The organism is Neisseria sp. P0009.S007 (genome assembly GCF_051962515.1).
Genome location: NZ_JBQCVF010000068.1, coordinates 1 through 5,984, shown reverse-complemented (window position 1 = coordinate 5,984; position 5,984 = coordinate 1). Strand labels below are relative to the sequence as shown.

The following is a 5,984-nucleotide window of genomic DNA, read 5'->3' as shown; positions in this document are numbered from 1 at the left end:
AGGTCAAACCTGAAACAGAAACTGTTTAACCGACTGAAAAATAAAAGGCCGTCTGAAATTTCAGACGGCCTTTTTATCCCAATCAAAAATCTGATTTACAAAACAGATTTAACAGTGGCAACCACATTGTCTACGGTAAAGCCGAATTCTTTGAACAGCAAATCAGCAGGTGCAGACTCGCCGAAGCGGTTGATACCGACCACGGCGCCGTTCAAACCGACGTATTTATACCAACCGTCGGCATGTCCGGCTTCTATGGCTACGCGTGGCAAACCTTCCGGCAGAACAGCGGCTTTATAGGCGGCATCTTGACGGTCGAATACATTGGTAGAAGGCATGGAAACAACGCGTACGGCAATACCTTGTTCTGCCAATACTTTTTGCGCTTCCAGAGCCAATTCAACTTCAGAACCGGTAGCAATTACAACAGCTTGTGCATTGCCTTGAGCTTCACTGATGACGTAGCCACCGCGTTTGATGTCGTTCAGCTGTTGTTCATCACGCGCTTGGAATTTCAGGTTTTGACGGCTGAAAATCAAGCTGGACGGATGATCGGCAGCTTTAACGGCTTCAGCCCACGCCACCAAAGATTCAACGGTATCGCATGGACGCCATACATCCATATTTGGAATTAGGCGCAGAGTGGCAGTTTGCTCGATAGGTTGGTGGGTAGGACCATCTTCGCCCAAACCAATGGAATCGTGAGTGAACACAAATACAGGGTTGATTTTCATCAGCGACGCCATACGCAAAGCATTACGCTCGTATTCGCTGAACATCAGGAAAGTCGCGCCGAATGGTTTAACACCGCCATGCAGGGTAAGGCCGTTCATGATTGCGCCCATGCCGAACTCGCGAACGCCGTAGTGAATATAGTTGCCGCCGTGTTCGCGGGTAACGGAAACGCTGTTTGACCAGTCAGTCAGGTTGGACGGGGTCAAGTCTGCAGAACCGCCCACCAATTCAGGCAGCTCTTTTGCCAAGATTTCGATGCTGTTTTGGCTGGCTTTACGGGTGGCGATGGTTTCTGCTTTGGCGCACACTTCTTTCAATGCGGCTTGAACGTAAGCATCGAAGTTTTCAGGCAGTTTTTTATCCATGCGACGCACAAATTCTGCGGCTTCGGCAGGATATTTGGCTTGATATTGAGCGAAGAGTTCGTTCCATTCGGCCTCAAGTTTCGCGCCTTTTTCTTTTGCATCCCATGCAGCATAGATCTCTTGAGGGATTTCAAACGCAGGATAAGCCCAACCCAAATGTTTGCGCGTGGCTTCGATCTCGTCCGCACCCAAAGGCGCACCGTGGGTTTTGTGGCTGCCTTCTTTGTTAGCACTGCCTTTACCGATTAAGGTTTTGCAGCAAATCAGGGAAGGTTTGCCGGTTTCGGCGCGGGCGGCTTCAATGGCCGTCTGAATGGCATCGGTATCATGACCGTTTACATTTGGAATCACCTGCCAGCCGTAGCTTTCAAAACGTTGCGGGATGTTTTCGGTAAACCAACCGTCCACTTTACCGTCAATGGAAATATTGTTGTCATCATATAAAACAATCAGTTTGCCCAAACCTAAAGTGCCGGCAAGCGAGCAGGCTTCGTGCGATACGCCTTCCATCATACAACCGTCGCCCATGAAGACGTAGGTGTGGTGGTCAACGATGTTCAAACCGTCTTTATTAAATTCGGCAGCCAAGATTTTTTCGGCTAAAGCCATGCCCACTGCGTTGGCAATACCTTGTCCCAATGGACCGGTCGTGGTTTCCACGCCGTCGGTGTAGCCATATTCAGGATGGCCGGGGGTTTTACTGTGCAGTTGGCGGAAATTTTTCAGATCATCAATAGAAACGTTGTAGCCGGTCAGGTGCAACAGGCTGTAAAGAATCATGGAAGCATGACCATTGGAGAGGACAAAACGGTCGCGGTTGTAGAATTTCGGGTTGGCCGGATTATGATTGAGGAACTTCGTCCACAACACTTCTGCCATTTCCGCCATACCCATAGGCGCACCCGGGTGGCCTGAGTTGGCTTTTTGTACGGCATCGACTGAGAGGAAACGGATTGCGTTTGCCAGTTGAGACATGGTTTGACCTTCCTTGGACAAGATTGGAAATATGAAAAAAGGTGTACCGATTATCGCCTGAATCAGCCGTGCTTTCAAGGATAGCTTTTGATATTCGCTTTGTCAGACGGCCTGTTTCCACTCGGTTACCCGAAACGGACGGGACAGATGATATTAACTGTTATTTCGTTTTGAAACAGTGCTTTATATATTTTTATCGTGTAAATAGCAAATCACTATAAGTTTGCACACATGCCGAACCATAAACCTTTGAATACTGCCCTTTTCAGACGGCCCTACATCAAACGGCCGCAAGGAATCCATCGTTAATACGAAGTCCCTCTTTTGCTTTGAATAGAGTCAAATGTTATGATTTGTATGCACGCGAAAGGCCGTCTGAAAATATCCACATCAAACTACTACCATGACAACAGGCTTGTGTGCACTTCATCAAGGAACACTGAAATGTCACCAGAAAACCAAGCTGAAAATACCACACCCTCAACAGAAAAAACAGCAAAAGCCACTCCGCCCAAACCTTCCAAACCTAAATCCAGCGTGATTCAAATCCATCCTGAAGGCGAACGCATCCATCCTAAAAAGGCGGAAGGACGCTTTGCCAAACTGCGTATCGCCGCAGTATTGGCGACCCAGTTTGTATTTTACGTTATTCCATGGTTCAACTGGAGCGGCCGTCAGGCGGTTTTATTCAATATCCCTGACCGTCATTTCTTCATTTTCGGACTGTCGCTGGGTATGGGCGATTTGATTTACCTTGCCTTACTGCTGATGATTTGCGCATTCGGATTGTTTTGGTGGACAACCATTGCCGGTCGTTTGTGGTGCGGCTATTCATGCCCGCAAACGGTTTACACCGAAATTATGCTGTGGATTGACAACTTGGTCGAAGGCGATAGAAACAAACGCCTAAAACTGGAAAAATCGCCTTGGAACTTTACTAAAATTCGCATTAAGGCCACCAAATACCTGCTGATTTTCCTTGTCTGCGCATGGACAGGTATCACTTTTGCAGGCTGGTTTATCCCGATCCGCCAATTTGTTCCCGATTTATTCACCGGAGCAGCAGGCGGCGGCGCAATGTTTGCCGCAGCATTTTACGGATTCATGACTTTCTTCTTCGCCCACATCATGCGCGAAAAAGTGTGTCTGCATATGTGTCCGTATGCACGTTTCCAAAGTGCAATGTTTGACAAAGACACGCTGATTATTTCTTACGATACCGAACGCGGCGAACCGCGCGGCGCACGCAAGAAAACCGCCAACAAAGAAGACAGCGGCTTGGGCGACTGCATCAACTGCACCATGTGCGTGCAAGTCTGCCCCGTCGGTATCGACATCCGCGACGGTTTGCAATACCAATGTATCGGCTGCGCGGCGTGTATCGATGCCTGCGACGAAATCATGGACAAAATGGGCTACGAGCGCGGCTTGATCCGTTATACAACCGAAGGCGCGTTGGAACACGAATACCCTGAAAGCGACATCAAAAAACGCTTGAAACGTCCGCGCGTAGCTGGTTATGGCGCAGTACTCCTGGTGGTCATCATCGCCTTCCTGGTCGGCATTTCCACCCGAAAAATGGTCGAAGTCGATATCCTGAAAGACCGTGGTGTCATGGTTCGCGAAAACAGCCAAGGCTGGTTGGAAAATGCCTATAACCTGCGTATTATCAACAATAGTGAAAACGAACAACTGATGACCGCAACCGTCAAAGGCTTTGACGAAATCGCGCTGACCGGCCTGCCTGAAAACGGTATTAAAATTGCGCCGCGGGAAACCGTTACCATCCCAGTACAGGTATCTACCATTCCCGAATACGCCGACAAAGGCAGCCATCCGATTGAATTTACCTTTATCTATCGCGAGACCGGCTCTGCCGACTCCAAACCGACTACTTTAGAAGAAAAAGCAACCTTTATCGGAGAATAAACGGTGTCCCCACAACCCAAAATCAAACCTTGGTACAAACATATTTGGCCCTGGGTGCTGATGGCAGGCCCCATCTTCGTCGTTATCGCCAGCGTTTCCATGTTCTTCGTCGCAAAAGAACACACGACAGACTTGGTGTCTGACGATTACTACAAAGACGGCAAACACATCGAAATCCAACTTCACCGTGATGAAGAAGCCGTTAAACGGCAAATTCAAGTGCAGGTCTTAATCAGTCCGGATATGAATGCCGCCAAAGTATTCGTCAGCGGACAATTCGATACCAAACAGCCATTAAACCTATTGTTGATGCACCCGACGCGCAAAGCCGATGACCAAACCGTCAAGCTGCGCGCCGTAACAGCCGAACCACAAAACGGCCGCATGGAATACGAAGCCGTCTTTAAACCTTTACGCCCAACCAATCATTGGTACTTACGCGTTGAAGATGCCTCAGGCGTATGGCGTGTTGAAAACAAATGGATAGTCAGCCAAGGCAATGCAGTCAATCTGACGCCTATGGACAAATTGTTCGACAACGGCAAACAAGCCGCTTCAACAGAACAATAAATCCCGACCCAGGCCGTCTGAAACCTTTCAGACGGCCTGAAATCTTCATACCCTCTTATATTCCCTTCCAAATATGATTTTTTCCGATTGGCGCAGACTGACCGAAAATGAAGTCCGTATGGCAAAACAAGTTTTTGCGGACAGCATAGACTTCCACCACATCAAAATATATCGCGGCATTCCACTTATACCCAACGCCAATACCGCCATTGCGCCCAATGGAAACATATACTTTCCTCGTAAACACTGCCCTGATGATTTCACTCAAGCCGGCATCGCCTACAAAATCTGGCTGATTCATGAGCTGACACATGTCTGGCAACACCAGCGCGGTCACAAAGTTTGGCTTTCCGGCCTATTCATCATGCTCAAAGGCGGATACAGAAAACGCAAAGCTTACGCCTACCCTATCCCCTTACCCCACATCAACCAATTAAATATCGAACAGCAGGCAGACCTTATTGCTCACTATTTCGCAGCTACTTTTCTACCCAAAAACATTTACACCCCGCAACAGCCTATTTTTCAGACGGCCTTAGCAGATTTTCTTCACAACCCACACGACAAAAATCTATGCCCAAGATACTTGTCGGCAAAAAAACAACACTTCAAAAAGCAGAGTGAACAAATAAGCTATAATGAACAACCCGACACATCATCCAAAAGATCCCAAACCATGCCTTGGAACATACCTATTTTACTTACCTGGATGCGCGTCCTATTAATCCCCGTGTTCACCATCCTATTCTATTTACCGAACACATGGATTCAACCACAAACCGTCAACTGGACAGCCGCTATCATCTTTGCACTTGCAGCTATTACAGACTGGTTCGACGGCTTTTTAGCACGCCGCTGGAAACAAACCTCCGACTTCGGTGCATTCCTCGACCCCGTTGCCGACAAGCTCATGGTTGCCGTTGCCCTGCTCCTGCTCGTCAGCCTTGGCAGAACATACGCCATCTTCGCCATGATTATTATCGGCCGGGAAATCACCATTTCCGCCTTGCGCGAATGGATGGCACAAATGGGCAAACGCGGCAGCGTTGCAGTGGCCACTATCGGCAAATTCAAAACCACCGCCCAAATGATCGCCATCTTCCTTTTGCTTATCGGCACAGACAAATATAACGATCCTTTCTATCTCATTGGTAACATATTGATGTTTATAGCATCTGTATTGACCATCTGGTCCATGTGCTACTACCTGAAAATGGCATGGAAAGAATTCAAATAAATTTTTAAAAAAAATAAAAACAAAATACTTGACGCACGCGATTAAATCCATAATAATTGCGTCTTCTTCGATATACGAAGCAACAAACTATCAGAGCGGGAATAGCTCAGTTGGTAGAGCGCAACCTTGCCAAGGTTGAGGTCGCGAGTTCGAGACTCGTTTCCCGCTCCATT

4 protein-coding genes and 1 tRNA gene are annotated in these 5,984 nt (G+C 47.9%); 4 read left to right on the top strand and 1 reads right to left on the bottom strand.

The genetic code is table 11. The features are described from left to right. Positions 1-95: 95 nt before the first annotated feature. Positions 96-2,075: a transketolase gene (gene tkt / locus ACTHS3_RS07565; RefSeq protein WP_039862482.1), complete on the bottom strand. Its 1,980-nt coding sequence runs from the start codon at positions 2,073-2,075 to the stop codon at positions 96-98. 444 nt (positions 2,076-2,519) lie between these two features. Here tkt and ccoG point away from each other — a divergent pair, with 444 nt between their 5' ends. The 4 genes from ccoG to ACTHS3_RS07545 all read left to right on the top strand — a co-directional run bounded on the left by ccoG (position 2,520) and on the right by ACTHS3_RS07545 (position 5,982). After that, entirely contained in the window at positions 2,520-4,004 is a 1,485-nt protein-coding gene (ccoG, locus tag ACTHS3_RS07560; protein WP_004520803.1) for a cytochrome c oxidase accessory protein CcoG, read from the top strand. 3 nt (positions 4,005-4,007) lie between these two features. Further along, a complete protein-coding gene (locus tag ACTHS3_RS07555; RefSeq protein ID WP_039862483.1) occupies positions 4,008-4,574 on the top strand; it encodes a FixH family protein in 567 nt (188 codons plus the stop codon). 676 nt (positions 4,575-5,250) lie between these two features. Next, positions 5,251-5,811, top strand: a complete 561-nt coding sequence (pgsA, locus tag ACTHS3_RS07550; RefSeq protein WP_003679552.1) for a CDP-diacylglycerol--glycerol-3-phosphate 3-phosphatidyltransferase — start codon at positions 5,251-5,253, stop codon at positions 5,809-5,811. A 95-nt stretch (positions 5,812-5,906) separates the two neighbouring features. After that, positions 5,907-5,982, top strand: a tRNA-Gly gene (locus ACTHS3_RS07545). The last annotated feature ends 2 nt before the right edge of the window (positions 5,983-5,984 follow it).

Bases quoted from the DNA above. Each gene is read 5' to 3' on its own strand.
- ccoG (WP_004520803.1), top strand. From the start codon at position 2,520: ATGTCACCAGAAAACCAAGCTGAAAATACCACACCCTCAACAGAAAAA.
- pgsA (WP_003679552.1), top strand. From the start codon at position 5,251: ATGCCTTGGAACATACCTATTTTACTTACCTGGATGCGCGTCCTATTA.
- tkt (WP_039862482.1), bottom strand. From the start codon at position 2,075: ATGTCTCAACTGGCAAACGCAATCCGTTTCCTCTCAGTCGATGCCGTA.